This window comes from Streptomyces sp. NPDC060184, from assembly GCF_042728795.1.
Lineage (GTDB): Bacteria > Actinomycetota > Actinomycetes > Streptomycetales > Streptomycetaceae > Streptomyces.
Genome location: NZ_JBHWYX010000045.1, coordinates 34,142 through 57,560, shown reverse-complemented (window position 1 = coordinate 57,560; position 23,419 = coordinate 34,142). Strand labels below are relative to the sequence as shown.

General features: G+C 70.2%; 13 protein-coding genes and 1 tRNA gene. 6 read left to right on the top strand and 8 right to left on the bottom strand.

The genetic code is table 11. The features are described 5' to 3' along the window. The first annotated feature begins 71 nt into the window (after positions 1-71). Positions 72-2,225 (top strand): NAD-dependent DNA ligase LigA, encoded by a 2,154-nt coding sequence (gene ligA / locus ACFWEE_RS25950; protein WP_386892579.1) that lies wholly within the window; start codon positions 72-74, stop codon positions 2,223-2,225. 121 nt (positions 2,226-2,346) lie between these two features. Here ligA and ACFWEE_RS25945 read toward each other — a convergent pair whose 3' ends face one another. Further along, complete coding sequence (locus tag ACFWEE_RS25945) at positions 2,347-2,889, bottom strand: GNAT family N-acetyltransferase (protein ID WP_386892577.1); 543 nt, start codon at positions 2,887-2,889, stop codon at positions 2,347-2,349. A 264-nt stretch (positions 2,890-3,153) separates the two neighbouring features. Here ACFWEE_RS25945 and ACFWEE_RS25940 point away from each other — a divergent pair, with 264 nt between their 5' ends. Continuing rightward, positions 3,154-3,459, top strand: coding sequence for a 4a-hydroxytetrahydrobiopterin dehydratase (locus ACFWEE_RS25940; RefSeq protein ID WP_386892576.1), 306 nt, complete (start codon positions 3,154-3,156; stop codon positions 3,457-3,459). 136 nt (positions 3,460-3,595) lie between these two features. Here ACFWEE_RS25940 and ACFWEE_RS25935 read toward each other — a convergent pair whose 3' ends face one another. From ACFWEE_RS25935 to ACFWEE_RS25925, 3 genes are all read right to left on the bottom strand, one after another. Further along, complete coding sequence (locus ACFWEE_RS25935) at positions 3,596-4,423, bottom strand: aldo/keto reductase (protein WP_386892574.1); 828 nt, start codon at positions 4,421-4,423, stop codon at positions 3,596-3,598. Between the two features lie 236 nt (positions 4,424-4,659). Beyond that, positions 4,660-6,462, bottom strand: coding sequence for an AMP-dependent synthetase/ligase (locus tag ACFWEE_RS25930; RefSeq protein WP_386892573.1), 1,803 nt, complete (start codon positions 6,460-6,462; stop codon positions 4,660-4,662). A gap of 363 nt (positions 6,463-6,825) precedes the next feature. Then, complete coding sequence (locus ACFWEE_RS25925) at positions 6,826-7,725, bottom strand: LysR substrate-binding domain-containing protein (protein ID WP_386892600.1); 900 nt, start codon at positions 7,723-7,725, stop codon at positions 6,826-6,828. A gap of 111 nt (positions 7,726-7,836) precedes the next feature. Here ACFWEE_RS25925 and ACFWEE_RS25920 point away from each other — a divergent pair, with 111 nt between their 5' ends. After that, entirely contained in the window at positions 7,837-8,871 is a 1,035-nt protein-coding gene (locus ACFWEE_RS25920; protein ID WP_386892571.1) for a bile acid:sodium symporter family protein, read from the top strand. Between the two features lie 137 nt (positions 8,872-9,008). Here ACFWEE_RS25920 and fdhD read toward each other — a convergent pair whose 3' ends face one another. Next, complete coding sequence (gene fdhD / locus ACFWEE_RS25915) at positions 9,009-9,857, bottom strand: formate dehydrogenase accessory sulfurtransferase FdhD (RefSeq protein ID WP_386892570.1); 849 nt, start codon at positions 9,855-9,857, stop codon at positions 9,009-9,011. Positions 9,858-10,253: 396 nt separating this feature from the next. On the opposite strand from fdhD, the gene ACFWEE_RS25910 reads away from it, so the two are divergent. Continuing rightward, positions 10,254-11,204: a beta-ketoacyl-ACP synthase III gene (locus ACFWEE_RS25910; protein WP_386892568.1), complete on the top strand. Its 951-nt coding sequence runs from the start codon at positions 10,254-10,256 to the stop codon at positions 11,202-11,204. Positions 11,205-11,282: 78 nt separating this feature from the next. After that, positions 11,283-11,960, top strand: a complete 678-nt coding sequence (locus ACFWEE_RS25905; protein WP_386892567.1) for a GntR family transcriptional regulator — start codon at positions 11,283-11,285, stop codon at positions 11,958-11,960. Between the two features lie 57 nt (positions 11,961-12,017). On the opposite strand, the gene ACFWEE_RS25900 is transcribed toward ACFWEE_RS25905, so the two are convergent. After that, positions 12,018-13,370 (bottom strand): DUF2254 domain-containing protein, encoded by a 1,353-nt coding sequence (locus ACFWEE_RS25900; RefSeq protein ID WP_386892565.1) that lies wholly within the window; start codon positions 13,368-13,370, stop codon positions 12,018-12,020. 198 nt (positions 13,371-13,568) lie between these two features. Here ACFWEE_RS25900 and ACFWEE_RS25895 point away from each other — a divergent pair. Next, positions 13,569-13,656 (top strand) — tRNA-Leu (locus tag ACFWEE_RS25895). Between the two features lie 352 nt (positions 13,657-14,008). On the opposite strand, the gene ACFWEE_RS25890 is transcribed toward ACFWEE_RS25895, so the two are convergent. Both ACFWEE_RS25890 and ACFWEE_RS25885 read right to left on the bottom strand, forming a co-directional pair. Then, positions 14,009-14,650, bottom strand: coding sequence for a hypothetical protein (locus ACFWEE_RS25890; RefSeq protein ID WP_386892563.1), 642 nt, complete (start codon positions 14,648-14,650; stop codon positions 14,009-14,011). 20 nt (positions 14,651-14,670) lie between these two features. Next, positions 14,671-23,373: a SpvB/TcaC N-terminal domain-containing protein gene (locus ACFWEE_RS25885; protein ID WP_386892562.1), complete on the bottom strand. Its 8,703-nt coding sequence runs from the start codon at positions 23,371-23,373 to the stop codon at positions 14,671-14,673. Between the last annotated feature and the right edge of the window lie 46 nt (positions 23,374-23,419).

Sequence of the window (23,419 nt, the reverse complement as noted above, 5' to 3'; positions counted from 1 at the left end):
GAGGTGATCTTCTGGGGCGCAGGAACCTGCCGCCACCGCTCGCGGGGCCGCTGTCAGTGGTGGGCGGCAGGATGGTGGTCATGACGAACTCAGCCGTCGCGCTCGCCGACGCCACCGCCTACGCCGCCGCCGTCGAGGAGGCCACCCGCGCCGCCGCCGCGTACTACGCCACCGGGGACAGCGCGCTCGACGACGACGCGTACGACCGCCTGGCGCGCGCGATCGCCGCGTACGAAGCGGCGCACCCCGACGACGTGCTGGCCGCCTCGCCCACCGGCAAGGTCGCGGGCGGCGCGGCCGTCGGGGACGTCCCCCACACCGCTCCGATGCTCTCGCTGGACAACGTCTTCTCCGGCGAGCAGTTCGCCGCCTGGACCGCCTCCCTGGAGCGCCGCATAGGCAGACCCGTCGAGGCGTGGAGCGTCGAGCCCAAGCTCGACGGCCTCGCCGTAGCCGCCCGTTACCGCGCGGGCCGGCTGGAAAGGCTCGTCACCCGCGGCGACGGCACCGCCGGCGAGGACGTCTCGCACGCCATCGGGACCGTCCTCGGACTTCCCGAGGAGCTCGCGGCGCCGGTCACCGTCGAACTGCGCGGCGAAATACTCATGACCACCGAGCAGTTCGAGCAGGCCAACACGGTCCGCACCGCCCACGGCGCGTCCCCCTTCGTCAACCCGCGCAACGGCGCCGCGGGCACCCTGCGCGCCAAGGACCGGCCCTACCGCGTCGAGATGACCTTCTTCGCGTACGGGGCGCTCCCCCTCCCGGACTCCGGCGAACTCCAGGAGCGGCTGGCCGCACTGCCGCACAGCGAGCTCCTCGGGTACGTCTCCGGCCTCGGCGTGCACACGGCGGCGGACACCCCGGTCGCCCCGCGCACCCTCAAGACGGTGGCGGACGTGCTCGCCCGGGTCGAGGAGATCGCCGCGCTCCGGGCCTCGCTGGCCTTCGGCATCGACGGCATCGTCATCAAGGCGGACCACGCCGCCGACCAGCGCGACGCGGGCAACGGCACGCGCGCACCGCGCTGGGCCATCGCGTACAAACTCCCCGCCGTGGAGAAGGTCACCCGGCTGCTCTCCGTCGAGTGGAACGTCGGGCGCACGGGCATCATCGCCCCGCGCGCCGTGCTGGAACCCGTGGAGATCGACGGTTCCACGGTCGGCTTCGCCACCCTGCACAACCCCGCCGACATCACCCGCCGCGACCTGCGCCTCGGCGACATGGTGATGGTCCACAAGGCCGGCGACATCATCCCGCGTGTGGAGGCCCCCGCCGTCCACCTGCGGACGGGCGAGGAGAAGCCGATCGAGTTCCCGGAGACCTGCCCGCAGTGCGGCTCCGCGATCGACACCAGCGAGCAGCGCTGGCGCTGCGTCCGGGGCCGCGACTGCCGCCTGGTCGCCTCCCTCTCGTACGCCGCCGGACGGGACCAGCTCGACATAGAGGGCCTGGGCGCCACCCGGGTCGTCCAGCTCGTCGAGGCGGGACTCGTCCACGACCTCGCCGACCTGTTCACCCTGGAACGCGCGCAGTTGCTCGGCCTGGAGCGCATGGGCGAGACCTCCACCGACAATCTCCTCGCGGCCCTCGACACGGCGCGCGCCCGCCCGCTCTCCCGGGTCTTCTGCGCCCTCGGGATACGTGGCACCGGCCGCTCCATGTCCCGCCGCATCGCCCGGTACTTCGCCACGATGGACCGGATCACCGCCGCCGACGCCGAGACGCTTCAGCGGGTCGACGGCATCGGCCCGGAGAAGGCCTCGGCCGTCGTCGCCGAACTGGTGGAACTCGCCCCGCTGATCGAGAGGCTGGTGAAGGCGGGCGTCAACATGACGGAGCCGGGCGCCACTGCGCCGCCGGAGCCCGGCGCGGAGGAATCGGCCACGGCCACCGCCACCGCCACCGACGGGGCCGGCGGCCCGGACGCGGACGAGGCGTCGCGACTGCCCCTGGCCGGGATGACGGTGGTGGTCACCGGGGCGATGACCGGAGCGCTGGAGAAGCTTTCCCGCAACCAGATGAACGAGCTCGTCGAGCGCGCGGGCGGGAAGTCCTCGTCCAGCGTCTCCGGGCGCACCAGCCTGCTCGTCGCCGGGGAGAAAGCGGGCTCGAAGCGCACCAAGGCGGAAAGCCTCGGCATACGGATCGCCACGCCGGAAGAGTTCTCCGCACTCGTCGCCACGCACCTGGAGACGGAGGAGGAGAAGCAGACGGCCGCCTGAGGCGGAGGACGCCGGGTCGGCCGCACGGCGGAGCGGGCGCCGGGCTGGGCGGGGCGCACGGCTGGGCGGGGCGCCGGGCGAGGTGTCGCGTGTGCGGCGGACGGCGTCCCGGTGCGGCGTGCTACCTCCCCGAGTCGCTCCACCGGACCTCGCCGTCCCGCACCACGTCGGTCGCCCGCAGCCCGACCGCCCGCGCGATGCCAGCCGAGGCGGTGTGCCCCGGTCGGATGTACGCGGCCAGTCCGGCCACGCCCCGCGCCCGCAGCCAGGACGCCATGGCGAGCGCTCCCTCGCGCCCGTGGCCCGCGCCCTGGTGGTCGACCCCGACCACCCACGCGAGCGACGCCTCCACGGCCTCCTCGCTCGGCTGCCTGCGGTACGACGTGGCCTGGACCGTGCCGATCAGCACCCCGTCCGACGTCCTGCGCAGCATCCAGTTGAGCCAGCCCTGCGTGCCGTCCGGCGACCGGCCCGCCGACTGGCGTTCGTACCGGGCTTCGAGCTGCGCGAGGGTGCTGGGCGACCCGCCGGTCCAGGTGTGGAGCCGGACGTCGTCGAAGAGGGAGACCGCTTCCCGCGCGTGTTCCACGGCCAGCGGTTCCAGGGCGAGGCGTGGTGTCGTCAAGGGAACCGCGGTGAGCAGGTGGGGCGGGTGCGTGGGCATCGGCGCACCCTAGCCCGGATCCGCGACGCCGCCCAGCGCGTTTTTGCGGAGGGCCGTGGGTGCGGTGCCGTGTCGGGTGCGTCCCCACGGGGTCGTCCGGCGGATCATGACCGGAGTCGGCGGAGGCCCGGCACGGCGCCGGCCGTCCCGGACCGCCGCCGCAGGCTGTCCCGAACCGCCGTCCGGCTGTCCCGAACCGCTGTCCCGAACCATTGGCCCCGGTCCGCCGCACCGCGGCCCGCACCGCCCGACAAGGAGCCACGCATGCCCGCCGAACCGCTGACGCCCACCGAGATCGAGGCAGGCCTGGGCGAACTGCCCGGATGGAAGCACGAAGGGGGACGGCTGACGCGTGGCTACCGGCTTCCGTCGCACTTCGCCGCCGCCGCGTTCACCCTGCACGTCGCCCGGATCCAGGACGAACTGAACCATCACTCGGACCTGACGCTCGGGTACAACACCGTCTCCCTCGCCGTGCACACCCACGACGCGGGCGGCGCGGTCACCGCGAAGGACCTCGCCCTGGCCGCCCGGGTGGCCGCCGCCGCGACCGCCCACGAGGCCGAGTAGGGACCTGCGCGGACAGGACAACGCCGAACGCCGCGGACAGGCCGACCGCGCGGACACGCCGACGGCGTCCCACCGCCGCAGCCGTGGGACGCCGTCGAGCCGGACCCGCGCGCCGAGAGCCGCGTGTCCGGAGGGATCAGTTGAACTCGGCCGGGTTCGGGCCGAGGCGCTTGCCCTCGTCGAGCGCGGCGAACGCGGCCAGGTCGTCCGCGTCCAGCTCGAAGTCGAACACGTCGATGTTCTCGGCGATCCGCGACGGCGTCACGGACTTCGGGATGACGACGTTGCCGAGCTGGAGGTGCCAGCGCAGCACCACCTGGGCCGGCGTGCGGCCGTGCTTCTGGGCGACCGCGACGACCGTCGGGACCTCCAGGAGGCCCCGGCCGGAGCCGAGCGGGGACCACGCCTCGGTGAGGATGCCGTGCTTGGCGTGGGTGGCACGGGACTCGGCCTGCTGGAGCTGGGGGTGCAGCTCGATCTGGTTGATCACCGGGACCACCGAGGTCTCGCCGATCAGCCGCTCCAGGTGCTCCGGCAGGAAGTTCGAGACGCCGATCGCCTTCGCGCGGCCGTCCGCGTAGATCTTCTCGAAGGCCCGGTACGTGTCGACGTAGCGGTCCTTCTCGGGCGTCGGCCAGTGGATCAGGTACAGGTCGACATAGTCCAGGCCCAGCTTGTCCAGGGAGGTGTCGAAGGCCGCCAGCGTGGCGTCGTAGCCCTGGTGGGAGTTCCACAGCTTCGTGGTGACGAAGAGTTCGTCGCGGGCGACACCGGAGGCGGCGATGGCCTTGCCCGTGCCCGACTCGTTCCCGTAGATCGCAGCGGTGTCGATGCTGCGGTAGCCGGCTTCGATCGCGGTGGCGACCGCCTGCTCCGCCTCGTCGTCCGGAACCTGCCAGACACCGAAACCGAGCTGCGGCATGTCGACGCCGTTGTTGAGGCTGAGGGAGGGGACCTTGCTCACGAGCAGTCGATCCTTACGTCGGTGGTCATTACTCCCGAGAACAACGAACGGCGCGACTGATCCATTCCCGGATCGCGCCTCGCGTCTCCGCAACCCGTCTCCGCAACCCCCGCTTCCCCGCGATTCCCCCACGTTCCCGGGGCGGGGCAGGGCGGGCCGAGCGGGATCGGACCGAGGAGCAGGGCCCAGGAGCGGGAGCGGGAGCGGGGGCAGGACAGGGCTCGACGAGCACGCGCTCAGCCGTAGAGGGCGTCCACCTCGATCGAGTACGCCGTCTCGATCGCCTTCCGCCGCAGCTTCAGCGACGGCGTCAGCAGGCCGCGCTCCTCGCTGAACCGGTGGGCCAGGATGCGGAACGTACGGATCGACTCCGCCTGCGAGACGGCGGTGTTGGCGGCCACCACCGCGCGGCGCACCTCCATCTCCAGGTCCGGGTCGCGGACGAGTTCGGCCGGCGGGAGCGGACCCCGGCCCTGCATCGCGAGCCAGTGCTCCACGGCCTCCTGGTCCAGCGTCACTAGCGCGGCGATGTACGGGCGGTCGTTGCCGACCACGATGCACTGGGCGACGAGCGGGTGCGCCCGCACCCGTTCCTCCAGCCCGGCGGGGGAGACGCTCTTGCCGCCCGACGTCACGAGGATTTCCTTCTTCCTCCCGGTGATCGTCAGATAACCGTCCTCGTCCAGCGCCCCGAGGTCGCCCGTGGCGAGCCAGCCGTCGTGGACCACCGCCGCCGTCGCCTCGGGATTGCCCAGGTACCCCGCGAACACCTGGCCCCCGTGGACCCAGACCTCGCCGTCCTCGGCGATGTGCACGGTGGTGCCGGGGATGGGCTGGCCCACGGTTCCGTACCTGACCCGGCCGGGAGGGTTGCCCGTCGCGGCGGCGGTGGTCTCGGTGAGGCCGTACCCCTCGTAGATCTCGATGCCCGCGCCCGCGAAGAACAGCCCCAGCCGGCGTTCCATGCCCGAGCCGCCGGACATCGCGTGCCGTATCCGGCCGCCCATCGCGTCGCGGAACTTCTTGTACACGACCTTGTCGAAGAACTGGTGCTGCATCCGCAGGCCCGCCGACGGGCCGGGGCCGGTGCCGAAAGTCCGCTGCTCCAGCGCCTCCGCGTACCGGACGGCGACCTCCACCGCCTTGTCGAACGGGCCGATCCGCCCCTCCGTCTCGGCCCTGCGGCGGGCGCCGTGGAAGAGCTTCTCGAATATGTAGGGGACGGCCAGCACGTACGTCGGCCGGAACGACTCCAGGTCCGGCATGAGCGCGTGGGCGGAGAGCTCCGGCTGGTGGGCGAGGGTCACGCGGTTGCGCAGCGAGGCGACCTCCACCATGCGGCCGAAGACGTGCGCGAGCGGCAGGAAGAGCAGGGTGGACGGCTCGTCGCCCGGTCTGGAGCGGAAGACCGGCTCCCACCGCTGGGCCATGGTGTCGGCCTCGAACATCAGGTTGGCGTGGGTGATCAGACAGCCCTTCGGGCGGCCGGTCGTCCCCGAGGTGTAGACGACGGTGGCCACCGAGTCGGGTGTCACCGCACGCCGGTGGCGGTGCACCACCTCGTCGTCGATCCGGGTGCCCGCCTCCATCAACTCGGCGACCGCGTCGCCGTCGAGCTGCCACAGCCGCTTCAGCCGGGGCAGCCGGTCGATCACCGAGCCCACCGTCATGGCGTGGTCCTCGTGCTCGACCATGATCGCGGAGACCTCGGCGTCGTGCAGCATCCACAGGACCTGCTCGGCCGAGGACGTGGGGTAGACGGGCACGGACTGGGCGCCGAGGGTCCACAGGGCGAAGTCGAAGAGCGTCCACTCGTACCGCGTACGGGACATGAGGGCGACCCGGTCGCCGAAGCGGACGCCGTGGGCCACGAGCCCGCGCGCGAGCGCCAGTACCTCGTCGCGGAAGGCCTCGGCGGTGACGTCCCGCCACTGCCCGTCCGCGTCCTTCCGGCCGAACGACACCCGTTGCGGATCGTCGTGCGCCTGCTCGAAGACGGTATCGGCGAGGCCCCCGACCGGACGTCGTGCGGCTGCCATGGGTGGGACGGTGAACTCGCGCAATGACCTGCTCCTTACGGCGCTCCGCACAGCGCCGCGACGCTACCCCAACCCGAGGGCCCTTGGGAGGGGAAAAGGCCCGCCCGCGCGAGCCCCGCGCGCCCGGCATGCGTCGAAATCCGGCCAGATGGGCAAGGCTCGGGCGGACTTCTGACCCTGGAGTAAGCACACACCGCCCTTTCTGCACAGAATCTGTACAGCCGGGAACCCCGCGCGGGCGCCGACCGGGCGCCCGGCAACGCCACCGCAGGGGCGTCGGGCGTGGCCCGCCGGTCCGTCCGCCGGGCCGAGCGGAGCCGGCCCCTCGCGGTCCCGGCGGTCCCGCGGTCCCGGCGCGCGGCCTCAGGCCGACGGGTCGCCCGGACCGCCGAACCCCCGGTGGAGCCGGTCCCCGCCGGCCAGGATCGCGGCGGCCAGGGCGTCCGCCGCCTCCGGCGAGCCGCCCCGGCGGTGGCCGTGCAGCAGGACGAAGTCGACGTCGCCGAGGTCCGGCAGCCCGGCCCGGGCCGGTACCTCCACCAGACCCGGCGGGATCAGGCCCCGGGTGTGCGCCATCACGCCCAGCCCGGCGCGGGCCGCCGCGATCAGTCCGCTGAGGCTGGTGCTCGTGCACGCCAGCCGCCAGGACCTGCCGTGCCGCTCCAGCACCTCCAGCGCGCGGGTCCGGGTGATGCCGGGCGGCGGGAACACGATCAGCGGCAACGGCCGCTCCGGGTCGATCCGCAGCTGCGGCGCCCCGATCCAGGTCAGCGCGTCCCGCCCGACCAGCTCCCCGTGGGTGTCGCCGGTCCGCCGCTTCGCCAGCACCAGGTCCAGACGGCCGGCCGCGAGCGACTGGTGGAGCGAGCCGGACAGCTCCACGGTCAGCTCCAGGTCGACCTCCGGGTGCTCCTTGCGGAAGCCCTCCAGGATCTCCGGCAACTGGGTCAGTACGAAGTCCTCCGACGCGCCGAAGCGCAGCCGGCCGCGCAGCCGGGTCCCGGCGAAGAACGCGGAGGCCCGTTCGTGCGCCCGCAGGATCGTTCCGGCGAACCCGAGCATGGCCTCGCCGTCCTCCGTGAGGTCCACCCGGTGGGTGTCCCGCGTGAACAGCTGCCGACCGGTGGCCTCCTCCAGCCGCCGCACGTGCTGGCTCACCGTGGACTGCCGGACGCCGAGCCGCCGGGCGGCCTGCGTGAAGCTCAGCGTCTGGGCGACCGCCAGGAAGGTGCGGAGCTGCGCGGGATCGTACATGGAGGACAGGTTATCGCGATCCGTGATGACAGTGAGTTCGGTATGCGGGTTTCCCGATGGGGCGAGGCAGGAGCAGAATGGCGACTGTATACATTCGACCGTGAGACGAACGTGGAGCACATGAGCCCCCGCACCCTGAGGCTGCCGTCCTGGCTGCCCGTCGACCCGTACATCCTGGCGCTCATCGGGACAGTCGTGGTCGCCGCGCTGCTCCCCGCGTCGGGCACCGCCGCCGACGTGGCGGGCGACACCTCCACCGCCGCGGTCGCGTTCCTCTTCTTCCTCTACGGTTCCCGGCTCTCCACGGCCGAGGCGATGGACGGCCTGCGCCACTGGCGGCTCCACCTGACCGTGCTCTGCTCCACCTTCGTGGTCTTCCCGCTGCTGGGACTGGCGAGCAAGGGGCTCGTGCCCTTCGTCCTGAGCCCGCAGCTCCAGTCCGGTTTCCTCTTCCTCTGCCTGGTGCCGTCGACCATCCAGTCGTCGATCGCCTTCACCTCGATCGCGCGCGGAAACGTCCCTGCGGCGATCTGCGCGGGCTCCTTCTCCAGCATCGCCGGGATCGTGATCACCCCGCTGCTCGCCGCGCTGCTGCTCGGCGGCTCGGCCGGAGGCTTCTCCGCCGACTCCCTGGTGAAGATCGTCCTGCAGCTGTTCGTCCCCTTCGTCGTGGGACAGCTGCTGCGCCGCTGGACCAGCGGCTTCCTCGGCCGCCACAAGAAGATCCTGGGCTACGTCGACCGCGGTTCGATCCTCCTCGTCGTCTACACCGCGTTCAGCGAGGGCATGGTCGCCGGCATCTGGCACCAGGTGACCCCGCTGCGACTCGTCGCGCTGCTGGCGGCCGAGGCGGTCCTGCTCGCCGTCATGCTGGCGGTCACCTGGTACGGAGCCAAGCGGCTCGGATTCGACCGCGCCGACCGGATCGCCATCCAGTTCGCCGGATCGAAGAAGAGCCTGGCGTCCGGGCTGCCCATGGCCAGCGTCCTGTTCGGCGCGCACGCGAGCCTCGCGGTCCTGCCGCTGATGCTCTTCCACCAGATGCAGCTGATGGTCTGCGCGGTCATCGCCAAACGCCGCTCCCGCGATCCCGAGGAGCCGGAGCGGCCGGTCACCGGTGTGGCCGCCGGGAGCGTGGCCGCCGCCGCGAGCTGACGGGCGGGAAGGACAGGCAGGAACGACGGGCGGGGCCTCGGAGGACCGGGGCCCCGCCCGTCGTTTCCGGGTGCGTACGTGCGGTGCGATCCGGGGCGGGTACGCGGCGTGGCTCCCCGTCCGTACGGCGGGCGCCCTCAGCCTCCGGCGACCGGGGCCCCCAGGGCGATCCGGTGCTCGCCCGCGTACACGTTCATCGACGGCCCCCGCAGGAAACCGACCAGGGTCAGCCCGCTCTCCGCCGCCAGGTCGACGGCGAGCGACGACGGCGCCGACACCGCGGCCAGGACCGGAATCCCCGCCATCACCGCCTTCTGCGCGAGCTCGAACGAGGCCCGCCCCGACACCAGCAGGATCGACCGCGACAGCGGCAGCCGGTCGTCCGTCAGCGCCCGCCCGACCAGCTTGTCGACCGCGTTGTGGCGGCCGACGTCCTCCCGGACGTCGAGCAGCTCACCCTCCTCGGAGAAGAGCGCGGCGGCGTGCAGCCCGCCGGTCCGGTCGAAGACCCGCTGCGCCGCGCGGAGCCGGTCCGGCAGGACCGAGAGCAGCGCCGGGGTGACCCGTACCGGCGGTTCGTCGGCGACCGGATGCCGGGTCGTCGTCCGCACCGCGTCGAGACTGGCCTTGCCGCAGAGGCCGCACGAGGACGTCGTGTACACGTTGCGTTCGAGGGTGATGTCCGGGACCACCACGTCCGGTGCCAGTCGCACGTCCACCACGTTGTACGTATTGACGCCGTCCGCCGTCGCGCCGGCGCAGTAGACGATCGACCGGACCTCCGACCCGGCCCCGACGACCCCCTCGCTGACCAGGAACCCCGCCGCCAGCGCGAAATCGTCGCCCGGGGTGCGCATCGTGATGGCGAGCGGCTTGCCGTTGAGACGGATCTCCAGGGGCTCCTCGGCGACGAGCGTGTCGGCGCGGGTCGACACCGCCCCGTCCCGGATGCGGAGTGTGCGGCGTCGCTCGGTGACCCGTCCCATGGCTCAGACCCGATTCCTGTACGTGGGGAGGCCTCGGCGGCCCTTGCGCGGCGGCGGTGCCCGCCCTCCCGGCGCTGGCCCGGCCGCGGTCACCTCCACCGTCCCATTGTCCGCCACACGTGCCGGGGGCCGCAGGCCCCGCCCCCGCACACTCAGGTCCCGTCCTCCGTACCGCGCACGGGTGGACACGCCACCGGTGGGCCCGCCGCCCGGCACCGCAAGGAACCTGACGGTCCGGCAGGACGGAGAGCGGCCCGGCACCGCCCGTCCGGAGCACGCCTGTCGCCAAGGCTCCAACCCGCGGTCCGTATTCCTGTCGGATCACGTGCCCCCCTACCGGACAGTAGCGACCAAGACTGGATGGTTCCTGCCATACGTAGCGAGGGGAACCCGTACATGACCGGCTCACGTGTCGTGGCGCTCGGCCACTACCAGCCCGCGAAGGTGCTGACCAACGACGACCTTGCCGCCATGGTCGACACCAGCGACGAGTGGATCACCAGCCGCGTCGGCATCCGGACCCGTCACCTGGGGGGCCCGGACGAGCCGGTGGACGAACTGGCCGCGCACGCCGCCGCCAAGGCGCTCGCGACGGCCGGACTCCAGTCCTCCGACATCGATCTCGTCCTCGTCGCGACCTCCACGGCCATCGACCGCTCGCCCAGCATGTCGGCGCGGGTCGCCGCGCGGCTCGGCATGGGCTCACCGGCGGTGATGGACATCAACGTGGTCTGCTCGGGCTTCACCCACGCTCTCGCCACGGCCGACCACGCGATCCGTGCCGGAGCGGCCACCCGCGCCCTGGTGGTCGGCGCCGACAAGATGGGCGACATCGCCGACTGGACCGACCGCAGCACCTGCGTCCTGGTCGGCGACGGAGCGGGCGCCGCCGTGGTCGTGGCGGACCCGGAGGAGAACGGCGCACCGGGCATCGGCCCCGTGCTGTGGGGCTCGGTCCCGGAGATGGGCAACGCCGTACGCATCGAGGGGACGCCGCCGCGCTTCGCCCAGGAGGGCCAGTCCGTCTACCGCTGGGCCACCACGCAACTGCCGCCGATCGCGCGCCGGGTGTGCGAGAAGGCGGGTATCGCCCCCGAGGACCTGGCGGCCGTCGTACTCCACCAGGCGAACCTCAGGATCATCGAACCGGTGGCCCGCAAGATCGGCGCCGTCAACGCGGTCGTCGCCCGGGACGTGGTGGACTCCGGCAACACCTCCGCGGCGTCCATCCCCATGGCCCTGTCCAAGCTGGTGGAACGGGGCGAGATCGAGAGCGGCGCGCCCGTGCTGCTCTTCGGCTTCGGCGGCAACCTCTCCTACGCGGGCCAGGTCATCCGCTGTCCGTGAGACAGATATGTTCCTGCGGATCTTGGTCGGTAGACTGTAGACGATAAGCAATTACTCGCCGCCCGGAGGGGGAGCGCGATGTTGTTTGACGGACTGCCGCAGGGGGCCGTGCCGAAGCTGGAACGACCGGGCCCGCTGCGTGAACGCGTGTACGACGCGCTGCTCGAACTCATCACCATCCGCGCTCTCCAGCCCGGTCAGCACCTGGTGGAGAGCGAGCTTGCCGGCCAGCTCGGCGTGTCCCGGCAGCCGGTACGCGAGGCGCTCCAGCGGCTCAACACCGAAGGCTGGGTCGACCTGCGCCCCGCGCAGGGCGCGTTCGTGCACGAACCGACCGAGGAGGAGGCCGACCAGCTGCTCTCGGTCCGCACCCTGCTGGAGGCCGAGGCCGGCCGGCTGGCCGCCGCCCACGCGGACGCGGACGGCGTCGCGGCGCTGGAGGAGCTCTGCGACCGGGGCGAGGCGGCGGTCGCCGGGGACGACGTGGACCTCGCCGTCGCGCTGAACGCCGAATTCCACGACAAGGTCATGGAGCTGGCCGGAAACGTCGTGCTGTCGGCGCTCGCCGCCCAGGTCGGACGCCGGGTCCGCTGGTACTACACCCCGGTGGCCCGCCGGCGCGGGAAGCAGTCCTGGATCGAGCACCGCGAGCTGATCGCCGCCATCGCCACCCGCGACGAGCGGCGCGCCACCGAGGCGATGCGGGCGCACACCGAACACACCCGGCGGACGTACCACCAGCGCGAGAAGGGCTGACCCACCGCGTGGCCGCGGGCCGGAGCGTGGCCGGCCCTTCCGGCGGTCCGGGGCGGGTCAGCCGATGCCCTTCCGGTCCGGGACCAGCGCGAACGTCCGCTCGGCGTGCCCCGGCGACGTCCGCTCCACCGCAAGGACCAGCAGCGCGCGGTGTCTGAGCAGCGGTGCCGCGCGCTCCTCGGGCACGAACAGCAGCAGGTCGTCCAAGCCGGCCAGCAGCCGCCTGACGACCTGCGGGCCCGCCTCCGGAACACACAGCCTGACTTCCTCGAACGCCAGATCCACGAGATCGGTCCAGTCCGGCGTCTCCAGGACGAGCCGTACCTCGCCCCGGTGGTCGCGGTGGCGCACCGTACCGAGTGGCCGGTGCGCGTACGCCGCCAGGAACTGCACCATCCGGTCCAGGCACTGCACCGCGGTGGTCGGGTCGTTCACGGAGCTGGACAGGGCGTGCAGCGCGATGTCCGTGAGCTGCCGCAGCCCGAACGACGGATCACGCCGCAGCGTGCGCTCGACACCCACCGACACGGCGTCGTCCGGGACGGAGCCGGTACCGGAGCCGGAGCCTGGTCCCATGTGCTGGTCGCCGTGCACCGCGAGCAGCGGCATACCCGGCACCAGGAAGTCCCCCGTGCGGGGGAGCAGTCGCAGCACCGCCCCGTGTCGCCGTGCCGCCCGTACGAGCAGTGTCACGTCCACGTCCCGCAGCACCCCCGCCCGGCCGCCGTACGCCACCCTGCCGGTCTCCGGCGGCAGCGGCGGCGGACCCGAGGACCCGACGGCCCCCTCGCGCTCCTCCTCCCTCGGCTGGTGCTCCAGCGCCCGCAGCGAGTCGCGGGCGATCCGGTCGACGACCGGGCCGACCTGGAGCAGCCGCAGGGTCGACGACACGTAGGTGATGAAGAGCAGCAGACTCAGGGCGACCATCGCCAGGGTCAGCAGGCTCTGCAGCACCGGCACCGAGGTCAGCCGCGGGATCTCGGTCTCGCTCTCGTACGAGGTCAGCACCAGCAGCGAGAAGACGAAGGTCGCCAGGAACACCGTCAGGGTGAGCTTGGTGATCCGGCTCCGCACGAAGATCCGGACGATGCGCGGCGTCAGCTGCCCGCTCGCCATCTGTACGGCCACCAGCGAGATGCTGAAGACGACACCGATGAAGGTCATCATCGCCGCGCTGACGGTGGTGACGACCGTACGCGCGTCGTTGGCGAAGGAGGCGAGATCGCCCAGCTCCTGGTACGCCTTGTCGACCCGCAGGTGCGCGACGATCGCCGAATCCAGCGAGGAGACGCCCCACCAGAGGAGGAAGGCACCCAGGAGCCCGGCGGCCGGAGCGAACCAGAAGGTGTCCCGCAGATGCTCGCGCAGGTCCGAGAGAGCGAAAGGGCGCAGGTGGTACCGGACGTTCATGACCGCGAAGGTAGCCCGCGCGACGGTGGGTGCGGGCCCGGTGACACACCGTGCGGAAACCTGCCCGGCGGCGCCGGAAACGGTCACCGCGCCACCCCGCACCGCACTGACCACGGGAAACAGGGGTGATCGGGGGTCCAAACCCCTGGTAGAGTTCTCTTTGTCGGAGCGGGAAACACCGCGAACGACAGACACCTTGTCCGGGTGGCGGAATGGCAGACGCGCTAGCTTGAGGTGCTAGTGCCCTTTATCGGGCGTGGGGGTTCAAGTCCCCCCTCGGACACCAGCGGTCAACCGACCAGATCGAGCCGGTCAAAGCGACAGTTTGTCGCTTTGGCCGGCTCTTTCGTTGTGTCCGGAGTGGGGAAGGTCTGCTGCGGTCACGTACTCGGGCGGGAGGGCGGCGGATCGAACGGGCCAAGGATCCAGGCGTACGCCAGGGGGCGCCTGGCCGCTGGCAGGCAGAGGGGGGCAGGGAGTTGCGGGGAAGCGGCTGACTGGCGCGATTCGTCGGGGCTAGCGTGCCCGGATGGTCATGGCGCCTTGGGAAGAGTTGCAGCGGGATGAGAAGCGGTAAGCCCCGCCAGGACGCACCTGGCGGAGCTTCACATTTGCAGAAACATCCTACTGTGTGATTCTCAACACTTGGGCCGGATCGTAGAACTCGGCGAGAAACCTCGACCGCCCGTAGGGCCATAGTTGGCGGTCAGAGTTGCGGCGTACTCGTCCGGGACCGTCCGACCCGCGAAGGTCAGCGGAAGATACGACTCCAACGCGCCTGACACCTCCAGGAAGGGTCCGAACTGCGCGCACCACCCATTCCGTGCAGCTGCGTTCGGAAAACCCCGGAAAACTGCGACTTCAGGATCCCTTTCACCCCAGCACCCCCACCTTCCGGAAGGTCCGGTCACAGCGATGACGTTCGCCGAGATCGCGATCGACCCCATGATGTCGCCGTCCGGCTCGTAACCGATCGCGGCCCAGTAGTCATCCACGTCAGCCTCGACGGACAACGACATCGCCGGGTACATCCGATACTCCGGGAGGTAGAACGCATCGCAATCCGGCTCAAGAACCAACAGTTCGACGTATGCATCGCCATGCCACCGGGCCATCGCGCAGAGCGCCGGCCAGAACTCCGGCGTGAGTACCGCATCGAACTCACAGAACAGCGAGCCCCCGGCACCCTCCTTGAAAACCTGTTCGGGCAACCTGGCGTCAAGTTCGAAGGTAGCTGCGCCACGGGAGCGAACATCCAGGTAGTCGTTGCGATCGATCACGATCGAATCCGCCTCTGCCGTCAGTCCTCACCCAGCCTGATCTTGATGTCGGCCTTTTTGGACCCCGAATTGTAGTAGTCCGCCGTCCACCCCTCGTGACTATTGGCCTTGCCTCGAAGGAAATACCTTGCCCCGTCCTTCTCGTACATGATGTTCGGACCCTTGTCGGTGCGAGCCCACCCATTGGCCTCAAGGTTCTTCCCGAAATCCACGGGGCCGACATCCGTCGATTTGTTCAGCATGCGGGCGCCGGGGCTAGTGATGTCCTCGTATTTCGATGCCGTCGGACAGTTGCTGTTGTGAACGAGTACCGGCGTAGCCCCCGCCAGCACATAGTACGTATGCAGGTCGTCGACGGTGAGGTTGTGGACCTTCTTGTGCTGGGTCCACGCGCGTACGGCGCTCACCTGTGCGTAGGAGCCGCTGCCGGTCTGCAGCAGAGTTCCGGGGGTGATCTCCTTGGCGTAGAGCCACTTGCCGAGTCGAGGTGCCCAGAACGGGTGTCTGTCCGTCGCGACGACCTTGCCGGAGTGGCCGCCGGGGCTGGTGACGGTGATCTCGACCAGGTTTTTCTGGCCTTCGCCGGTGATGAGTGCGGTGACCGTGCGGGGGCCGGTTTCTCCGGTCACGGGGTCGGTGGCGACGACCTGGTCGCCGAGGCGGACCGTTTCGATCGTCTTGTGGGTGCCGTCGCCCATGACGACAGGTGTGTCAGGGGTGAAGCTGTTGCAGGTTTCGCCCCCTCTGCCGGCTGCCTTCGGGGCGGCCCCGTCGCCCGAGGGCTTCGGGGCGGGCGGGCTGTCGGCCGCCTTGGGCACAGGTGCGTTCTCGGTTGCTTTGGCCGTCTTGGCGGCGTCGGTCGCGTTGCTCGCGGCTTTGGCTGCCTGTGCCGCGTCGAGCGCCTTGTTGCCGTACTTTGCTGCGTTCGCCGCGTAGCCGGCGCCAGGAATGGCGGAGGCCGCGGAGAGCCCGGCGTTGACGTAGTCGCCTTCTGCCGTGTACCAGCCCGCGTTGGCCAGATCACCGACCTCTCCGACGACCGGGACCATGCCGACGACGTCGAGGGTGGTGTGACCGATGGTCTTCCAGGAGGGCCATTTGCCGGTCGGATCGGTCAGCTTGACGGGGTTGTCGTACGTGTATGTGTACGCGGCGAGATTGCGTGGTTCCCTGATGCCGCCCGCCATCTCTCCGTCGAGGTAGTCGGACAGCGCCGGGTCGGCGCTCGCCCAGAGCTGGGTTCTCGGGTTGTAGTAGCGGGCACCGTAGTAGTACAGGCCGGTTTCCGCATCGAGTTCCTTGCCCGTGAACCGGTACGGGGTGTTCGCCTGTCCCGTCTGTTCTTCCACCCAGGTCTCGCCGTAGGGGAAGTACTCCAGGTGCTGGGTGACCGTTCCTTGTTCGTCGGTGACGTATCCGGAAGAGCCGATGTGGTCGGCGTGGAAGAACTGCTGTTCGTCTTCGGGCCCGTTGGTCGCGACGGTCTTGGTGGTGATTCTGCTGTCGCCGACGAAGACGTGCTTGTAGCCGGTCGTGTCGTGTTCGCTGTAGTAGCGGTTCGGGTAGAGCGACAGCCCGTCCCCCCGCTTGACGACGCGGTCGCCCTTGTCGTCGTAGGTGTAGGAGGCGGAGGCGCCCACGCAGCCGCTCGGGTCCTGGGCGACGGGGGTGGAAGCGGCGTCCTGGTTGCAGACGAGGCGGTTCTCCTCGTCCCACACGTACTGACGCCGCTTGTCGCCGGAGGCGGTGTTGACCGTGTCGGTCAGATTCCCGTTCGCGTCGTACGCCTGGGTGATCGGCCCGACCTTGTCCGGTGCGTGCGGCTGGGAACCTCCGTACGTGTACGTGTAGTCGTAGCTGGTGCGGTCCTGGACGTCGGCCGGGTTCGACGGGTCGTCGACGGGTTCGATCGGGCCGGCCGGGCCGCTGACGGTGGGGAATGCAGGGACGCCGCCGGTTATCTCGTGGGTCTGGGACTTGTGCGTGGTGTTGTGGATCGAGTCGTATCCCAGGGTCAGGGTGTACGTGTTGACCGCGTTGTTCTTGTCCGTGTACTGGCCGGACGCCGACGTCAGCCGGTACTGGTCGTCGTAGCCGTACGTCTGGCTGCTCGGGCCGCCGATGGCCCCGCCCTGCGGCGCGTTGTTCACCAGCGAGGTGACGTTGCCGACCTTGTCGTAGGTGTAGCCGAGGTTCTGGAACGAGGTCCCGTCGGGAGTCTTCGACCTCAGCTCCGCGAGCCGGCGGTCCTCGGCGTCGTAGGCGTAGGTCGTGCGCACGCCGTTCCCGGTCTGCTGAAGGACCTTCTGCCCGAACTTGTCGTAGTCCAGCCGGTCCAGGTAGGTGTAGTCGGTTCCGTTCTTCGTCCCGGTCGCCCGCGTGACCAGACCGCCGGAGTCGTAGGCGTAGGCGAGTTGCTCGCCGTCGGGATAGGTCATCCGCAGGACCCGGTTGAACGCGTCGTAGCGCCACTCGGTGACGTAGGTCCGTGGAGCTCCGTCGACCGCGGTGATCGTGCGCGTCTCCTTGGTCATCTCGCCCAGGGCACCGTAGGCGCGCTCGACCGTTCCCGCGGCGTCGCGCACCTCGGTGACCCGCGAAGCCGCGTTCTCCGCCGCACCCGGTGCGCCGTAGGCGTAGCTGACGTCGTTGCCGGGGAAGGTCGGGTAACGGATCGCTTTCAGCCGGGAGTAGTCGTAGTCGTACTCCACGGATGCGTCCGCCGCCCGCAGGTTCGCCGTGGTCTTCGCCGTGACGTTCCCGGCCAGGTCGTAGCGCGTGGTGGTCAGACCGGCGTCCGGGTTGTCGAACGCGGTGCGCCGGCCGAGGCCGTCGTACTGGGCGCGCGTGACGTTGTTCTTGTCGTCGGTGACCGCGGTGATCTGGTTCACCGGGTCGTACGTGTAGCTGGTCCACACGGCCGAGGAGTCGTTGAACTCCTCGACCGCCGTCGTCGCGTTCCGGAGGTCGGTGTACGTCCGGCGCTCCTTGCCGTTGCCGTCGGTCACGGTCTGCTCGAACCGCGTCGCTCCCGCCCGGTCGGTGCCGAATCCGTACGCGGTGCTGGTGGTGGTTCCGTCCGGCTGGACCGTCCTCACCGACCGGTCGAGGACGTCGAAGGTGTCCTTGGTGGGTGCCACGGTGTCGAACGAGGCGTTGAACGTCGTGTTCGCGGCCCCCTTCGCTTCGGTGACCGGGTAGTACTTCTCCACCGTGCGGCCCAGGGCGTCGAAGGTGAGCCGGCCGGACACGGTCATCGCTTCGGCGGGTACGGCGCCGGGCGACGCGGCGACCGAGGCGTCCTTCTTCGTCTGCAGCACCCTCTTGAGGCCGTCGCTGAAGGTGACCGTGTCGATGGTGTCCGCGCGGACACCCGACGATGTGCGGTCCAGGTGCTTGGACGTGGCGTACGGGACCGTGGCCTCGGGGTGGTAGTCGAAATCGATCGTGGTCAGTCCGTCGGCCTGCTCCAGCGGTCCGGTCACCGTGTCCAGGCGGCCGACGCTGTCGTAGGACATGTCGATCGACTGCTCGTTCTGGTCGGTGTTGCGCTCGGGTACTCCGTACTTCAGGTTGTGCGTCGACGTCGACCGGTAGCCGAAGCTGTCCTCCACCGACTCCACGTGCACGCCGACGACCGTGTCGTAGCCGTAGTCCAGCTCGTAGCGCTGGCCGCGGGCGTTCGGCGGGCCGGTCACCGATTTCAGGTTCCCGTCCGGGTGGTAGGTCAGGTCCGAGACGGCCGGGGTGTCGTCGTCGAGGTACTCGCGGGTCTGGCGCACGTCGCCGGTCGCGCAGTCGACGGTGGTCTCGCGGTGCCGGAGCACCGTGCCGCTCGCAAAACCCTTCTGCCGCACGAGGTTCGCCGTGCCGACGATGTTGCGGTCGCGGCATTCGGGGTCGGACGCGGTGTATCCGTAGGTGGTCTCCAGATCGTCCGCGGTTCCTTCGTCGCCGGCGTCGAACGTGCGGGTGACGTTGCCGTAGGCGTCGTAGGAGAGGTCGGTGTAGGTGGACTTGGCCGCTGGGGACGCCCCTTCGTAGTACCTCTCCTCGACCCGGACGAGTTGCGGGAAGACGGTGGCCGTGCGGCTCGTCGGCTCGGCCTCCGCGCCGGAGGAAAGGTCCTGCAGCCGATAGGTGTTGACCGTCTCGCGGTACGGGTGGCCCGCTCCGTCTTCGGTCAGCGAGCGGGTGAGCAGGCCTCGGCTCACGTATCCGTCGGTGCGGTAGTCGTTCGTCACCGCACGGAGCAGGGAGTCGCCGGCACCGGGGTCGCGCTCCTCGGTCACCACCTGGCCGAAGCCGAGGAACTCGCGCTCGGCCCGGTCGTAACGGCCCTGCCCGTAGCGGTAGGTCGTCAGGCTCGTGTCGGCGCCGTCGCCCACGAAACCGTCGAACACCGTGGTGCGGGACAGCACCCAGTGGCTTTCCGGCATGGCGGCGGTGTTGCCCGACCGGGTGTAGTCCAGGTCGATGCGTGAGCCCATCGGACGGCTGACCGAGCGCAACAGATTGGTGCGGCCGGTCTTGTTGAGCGCGACCAGCAGTTCGCCGTCCTGAGTGGACTTGACGTGGTCGACCAGGCCGTCGCCGTTGATGTCGCGCAGCGCCACCTCGGCTCGGCCGATGCCGGTGGACACGTCGGCGCCCGGGTTGAACACGATGCTGCCGGCGCCGACGGGGAACCCGAAGGTGAAGTACGCGCCGGCGCCGAGGGTGGCGTTGCTGTCCACGGCGATGTCACTGAACGAGCCCCGGAACGGTGTCGGCGCCGTGAAGCCGGCACCTGTGTTGACCGCGACCTCCACGGGATCGGTGCCGTCGGTGAAGACACGGTCGGTCAGCCCGTCACCGTTGACGTCGGCCAGAGTGGCGTTGGTCCGGGAAGTCCCCACGGTCGCGGAGACACCGCCCGCGAAGCCGTAGTTGTCGAGGTTGAAGCCCAGGTTGACACCGGTGTTGCGGGTGGAAGCGTCATTGACCGGTCCGCTGCCCCACGGCTCCCGCGCGGCGAACCGGTACCCGAGATTCAGCTGGGCGTCGCCGTTCGCGTACACCTTGTCGGGGAGGCTGTCGCCGTTGATGTCGGTCAGATCGAACGTGGCGTCGGACTCGCCACCGCCGAGGTTGCCGCCGATGCCCAGGGAGGGCATTTCGGTACCGGTACGCGCGGTGGCCGCCGACGCCTGGCCGGAGGGGGCATCGGTGCCGCCGGCCGTGGCCTGGGTGCGCACCGGGCTGCCCGCGCTGAAGGACACGCCGCCGGACACGGAGTTCGACTCGCGCACGTTTCCGCCGAGGGAGCCGCGGGTGCTGCCGAGGCCGCCGTCCACGTCAGAGTACTGGATCTCCTTGGCGCCGACGACGTCCGGGAAGCGGTCACCGTTGACGTCCAGGAAGTCGACCTCGCTGGTGGTGGTGCCGATGGCACCGCTGCCACCGAACTGGCCGAGTGTCAGGGTGGTGGAGATCTGCTGGGTCCGCCCCCGTCGGATCGGCCCCGTCGATCCGGCCAGGTCCGCGTCGGTCACGACGTCGACGGTGTCCAGCCCGAGCCGTGACGAAGCCGCCGCCGACCCCCCGACCCAGGTGCTGTCGTCGGAGGCGACCCACCGCCCCTCGGACGGCTTGGGGGCGAACACGGTGATCCTCGGCGCCGGCACCTTCGGGTCCGCGGTGAAACCCGCCAGATCGTCCTGGACCGGGGCCTTCGGCAGCGCGTCCAGATAACTCTGGTCCAGGACCAGATCATCCTGCGCGATGGGGCGGGTGGCTCTGTCGCGGTTGCCCTGATAGCCGATCACGCCCCATCCGCGGTACGGCTGCGCGAACGCGCCCTGGACGGCGGGCGCGTGCATGGCGCTCGGCACCTGCTGGAAGTTCGCTCCGTCGTAGCCGACCTTCATCGTCTGTGACTTCAGCAGACCGACGAGCTTGGTGTTGGTCGTGGTCAGGTCGAAGAACAATTCGTCGCCCTGAGTGACCGGAACGCTCAGTCGAGTCAGGAACGAGGGTATTCCCGCACCCAGAGTGAAATCGATGCTTCGCTTGCCGACCAGAGAGTTGCGCTTCTTGACCGTGAGGAAGACCCGCGCGTTCTCGGTGTTCTGGTTCAGCTGGATGTCCGGCTCGACGACGAGCGTGCCGGTGCGCGGTGCGGTCCAGGAGCCCTGCGGTCCGGTCAGCGTGTCCACGGGGTAGAGGTTCAACTCGTACGGTGGCTCGATGACCACCGTCGGGTTGCCGTCGGCGTCGAGCACGGACTCCAGTCCGTCAGCCTTCGTGTAGTACGCCTTCGGTGTCCAGCGCAGCGTGTTCGCGTCGATCGGAGAGTCCACCAGCAGCTTCCACGACAGCCGTTGACGGGCCGTCACGGCCACGCTGATGTCGATCGGTGTCGTGCCGGTGGAGGCCGCCGGCACACTCTTGCGGATGAGCTCGTTGGTGACCGGGTTGCCGAGCAGGTCGGTCGTCTCGCGTGTGATCAGCACGGTCACGTTGTCCGAGGTTGCCGCGGACTTCACGACGTCGCCGGTGATCCTCAGGGTTCCGGTCAGGGGTGCGGTGACCGACGACTCCCGCCCGGCCACCGTGAAGTCGCTCTGCGCGTCGAAGACCGTGGTGCTCAACCCGTTCGCGTCGGTGCCCGTCGGCATTCCGGTGTAGCTGATCCTCGGTTCCCACGCCACGGTGTCGTACATGCCGTCCAGAACGGACTGGACGCGGAAATACACCGCGTCGCCCTTGCGCACCGTGAGGGTATCCACACCGGACGGGGCGAACTCGCGGTAGTCGTCAGGGCCGATCCGCTGTTCCCACAGCTCGGTGTCCTCGTACTGGACGGTGACGCGGACGCCGTCGGCCTTCTCGTACTCCGCGCGCTGCCGGCCGGTGTCCTCGACGAGTCGTGCCGCGCCCTCGATCCGTACGGTGCCGTCGTAGGGCGCCACCCAGCGGCGCACGCTGTCCATCAGCGGCGAGGCGTCCACCGCGCGTTCGAACGCCGCGGTCTGGTCACCGACGATCGTGCCGGTCGTGGCGCCCGACCCCACGGGGACGGCGGTGTCCCCGCTGTCGGCGCTGTAGACCGGGTTGCCGTTCGCGTCCAGGCGACCGAACAGCACCCCGCCGTTGTCGACCAGGTCGGCGATGCCATCGGCGTTCACATCGGTGAAGTAGCGGTCGGACGTCGTCGTGGTCGACACGTAGTCGAGCTGGCCGTTGACACCGGCGTAGGCCTCGATGCCGGCGGTGCCGGACAAGGTGGTCTCCCGCGAGAGACCGGGCAGCCCGGTCAGCTCGACCGGTGTGTCGGCGAACTTCTGCTGCCCGGCGGGACCGGACAGGTTCGGCCGGTAGAACACTTCGCCGTTCTTTCGGAACACCTTGTCCGGCAGACTGTCTCCGTTGACGTCCTGCAAGGCCACCAGCCCGTCGGACGCTCCGGCGTTCGCGCCGACCTTCACCCCCACGGATCCGGATTTGACCGGGGCGCCCGGGTTGTAGCCGACATAGAGGTGGCCACCCGCCCCGACCGACGTACTGGACGACAGGGCGCTCGCTTCCCCGTCCCGGATGTCGACGCCGAGTCCGTCGTCGGGGACCGTCCAGCCTTCGGCGGTCGCGAACGCGGTGTAGGTTCCCGACGCGTCGCGCACCTCGTCGAAGTAGTCGAACCGATGCGTGTGGAAAAGGCGGTCGTCCTCGCCGAACTGTGAGACCGACCGCAGCAGTGTCTTCCCGAAAGCACCCGTCCGGTAGCTGAGTTCGTAGGCGCGGATCAGCTGGTCGTCGAGTCGGACCTCGACCCGGCGCAACAGGTCGGCAGTCACCTTCTTGAACCCGAACCGGGCATCGATCTGGACGTCGCCCCGGCGGGGCTCGCCCCGCTCGCGGTCGCGGACGAAGGTGACCGAGTAACGCCCCTCGGTGTCACCACGCCCCGTCCACGTGATCCGCTGGAGATACAGCGCGCACCCCTGGACGGTGGCGTTCGCCACGCCGCCGTCCAGGACGCGGACATGGTGGTAGCGCAGCAGGTTGTCGTGCCCGTCGCGTACCTCGTTCACCGCCCACACCGCGATGTTGCCGGAGTCGTCGGCCAGGGTGGTGTTCTCCGCCCCGCCGTAGACGGTGCGCCGCCCCTGCTTGTCGACGACCTCCCACCAGTAGTCCGAGGGGGCGTCGCCGTGCCGGACGATCCGGTCGAACCGGCCCTCCGTACGAGGGTGGAACACCGTCTCCGTCGTGCGGGCCCGAGGTGCCCCGCCGTGTGCCACCGGAGTGAGCTGCTCACCGTCCAGGAGATAGGACTCGGTCTCCACCGCGTGGTCGTAACGGGGAACACCCCACCGGGTGTCCACCGTGATCGAGGTCGTGCTCACGTCCCAGCCGACACCCGTCCACCCGTTACCGGCCGCCGAGTTGTACGCGAGCGACAGATCGGGGCTGAGCCCGCCGCGCCCCGCGGGAACCTCGAACGGGTAGGCGAGCCGCGCGTCCCCGGTGCTGTTCGCCTTCGGTGCCTCGATCACATGGACTCCGGCGCCAGGGTCGGCCGCCTTGATGTCCTTGATCTGGTTCGGGTCGAACGACGTGCCCTCCGAACCCTCCGGACCGGTCGCCGCCGTTCCCGCGTCCGGGCCCGCGGCCACGCTGCGAAACGACTCCGTCGACGTCAGCCCGAACATCGCGAGCGACATGACCAGGACGAAGACCACGCTGCTCCGACCGCAAAACACACTCCGGACACTCATCGAATCCCCC

Bases quoted from the DNA above. Each gene is read 5' to 3' on its own strand.
- ACFWEE_RS25900 (WP_386892565.1), bottom strand. From the start codon at position 13,370: ATGAACGTCCGGTACCACCTGCGCCCTTTCGCTCTCTCGGACCTGCGC.
- ACFWEE_RS25920 (WP_386892571.1), top strand. From the start codon at position 7,837: ATGAGCCCCCGCACCCTGAGGCTGCCGTCCTGGCTGCCCGTCGACCCG.
- ACFWEE_RS25910 (WP_386892568.1), top strand. From the start codon at position 10,254: ATGACCGGCTCACGTGTCGTGGCGCTCGGCCACTACCAGCCCGCGAAG.
- ACFWEE_RS25905 (WP_386892567.1), top strand. From the start codon at position 11,283: ATGTTGTTTGACGGACTGCCGCAGGGGGCCGTGCCGAAGCTGGAACGA.
- ACFWEE_RS25940 (WP_386892576.1), top strand. From the start codon at position 3,154: ATGCCCGCCGAACCGCTGACGCCCACCGAGATCGAGGCAGGCCTGGGC.
- ACFWEE_RS25930 (WP_386892573.1), bottom strand. From the start codon at position 6,462: ATGGCAGCCGCACGACGTCCGGTCGGGGGCCTCGCCGATACCGTCTTC.
- ligA (WP_386892579.1), top strand. From the start codon at position 72: ATGGTGGTCATGACGAACTCAGCCGTCGCGCTCGCCGACGCCACCGCC.
- fdhD (WP_386892570.1), bottom strand. From the start codon at position 9,857: ATGGGACGGGTCACCGAGCGACGCCGCACACTCCGCATCCGGGACGGG.
- ACFWEE_RS25945 (WP_386892577.1), bottom strand. From the start codon at position 2,889: ATGCCCACGCACCCGCCCCACCTGCTCACCGCGGTTCCCTTGACGACA.